Below are 1,690 nucleotides of genomic sequence, written 5' to 3' on the forward strand. Positions count from 1 at the left end.
GAGGCCACTGAAAAACTTTCGTTTTTTTTTGTTTATATTTGAATGTAGACATATAAAAGGCAACTTGTCTCCAAAATTTAGACAGCAAGTTGCCTTTTTCCTTGTCTATTTTTCCTCTTTTTCTTGAAGGAGTTTTAGAATCCGCTTGAGGTTGACGGCGAATATCGCTGTAGCTCCTTGAATTTCCATCCCAAATAGACCCGAGGATGAGGCTGTTTCATAACCGTGTCTGTGTTTAAGTTCACTATTTTTCGCTTCAATTTTATAGCGAGTTTTCGCTAGTTCTTTAAATCTTTCTGTATTTTGAAATGCTTCTTGGTCCTTATGTTCCGTTGATTTGATGGTTACAGAATAGGATTTACTTTTCGCTCCTTCTTTATAACATCCTTCGCGGAAAGGACAAACTTTACATTTCTCAATATCAAAAAGATATTTGATTCTAGGGTTTTTATCTTGCCCCTTTCTTTCATCTATTTTCTTTTGAATGGCCATGTGACCTGCCTTACAAACATACATCCCTGCATCTTTATTAAATTCAAATTCTTCTTCTTTTGTCCGTCTCCCATTTGTAATAAGTGGATGTAATTTAGAAATAAGGTCTAGTTTCTCTTCCTTTGTATAGCGAATATTTTCTTTTTCCGAATAGGCAGTATCTCCAATGATTGAATCAATTTTCATTCCTGTCTTTTGGCTTTTTTTAATTAACTCTTGAAGATATTTCCCATCGCTTTTTTCCCCTGTTGTCACCACTGCAGCTGTTATAATTCGTTCATTACTCATCGCAATATGTGTTTTATATCCAAAGAAAGAAGAATCCGCTGATTTATGACCCACACGTGCATCTGGATCCGTTGAAAAGCTTAGTTGTTCGGTGTAGTCTTCTACCACTTCTTTTAAAACATTTAATTTTTCCTTAACAGCAGGAATAGCAGCGATTTGAGGCTCTGATTCGATAACAGAAATAAGGTCATTACAATAATTTAGTTCCTCCTCTACTTCATTAGTAGTAGTTTTCGGTGGAAGTTTTTCTTTCATCGATTCATCGATTTGATAAACGGCTTTTCGTACATTTTTTGATTTCTCTTGTAAAAATTCTTTCGGTGACTTTTGATTATAACGTGCTTTTGTATGGGTAGCATCTACAATAATGTTTTTACTTTTAATGATTTCTTTGTCCAGTGCAATCTCTACTGTCTTGCCAATGAGCATATCTAATAAACCCACATCTTGAAGACGGAGCTTGCGGAATTTGGTTAAAGAACTTGGGTCAATGACAGACTCTTCCGGTGCCATATCGAGGAAATATTTAAACGACATATCATATTTAGAACGTTCTACTACATCTACATCGGACAAATCAAAAATGGATTTAAGTAGTAGATATTTGAACATTCGAATCGGCGGCACTGCATTACGACCGTTATCCAGACAATATTTTGTTTTCAATTCTTCAAGAATGAAGGAAAAGTCCACTAAATCATTGATTTGGCGAAGCATATTATCTTTTGGGACAACGAAATCATAAATAGCTAGAAACGGACTAAGCGTGAAAGAGTCTTGATTGGAAATCATTTTTATACCACCTACATACTTTTTAATATCATAATTATAAAACAAAAAGGCAGTTGAAAGTTCGATTAAATCAAACTTTCAACTGCCTAATAAAAAATTGGACTTTTTCAGTGGCCTC

1 protein-coding gene is annotated in these 1,690 nt (G+C 34.7%); it reads right to left on the bottom strand.

Translation table 11 applies throughout. From position 1 onward, the window contains the following. Positions 1-105: 105 nt before the first annotated feature. Positions 106-1,572 carry an IS1182 family transposase gene (locus tag FDO66_RS20640; protein ID WP_141434534.1) on the bottom strand — a complete coding sequence of 489 codons (1,467 nt, stop codon included), beginning with the start codon at positions 1,570-1,572 and terminating at the stop codon, positions 106-108. Positions 1,573-1,690 lie beyond the last annotated feature (118 nt).

The sequence above is a fragment of the Bacillus sp. 03113 genome, assembly GCF_006546985.1.
In the GTDB taxonomy this organism is placed as follows: domain Bacteria; phylum Bacillota; class Bacilli; order Bacillales; family Cytobacillaceae; genus VATK01.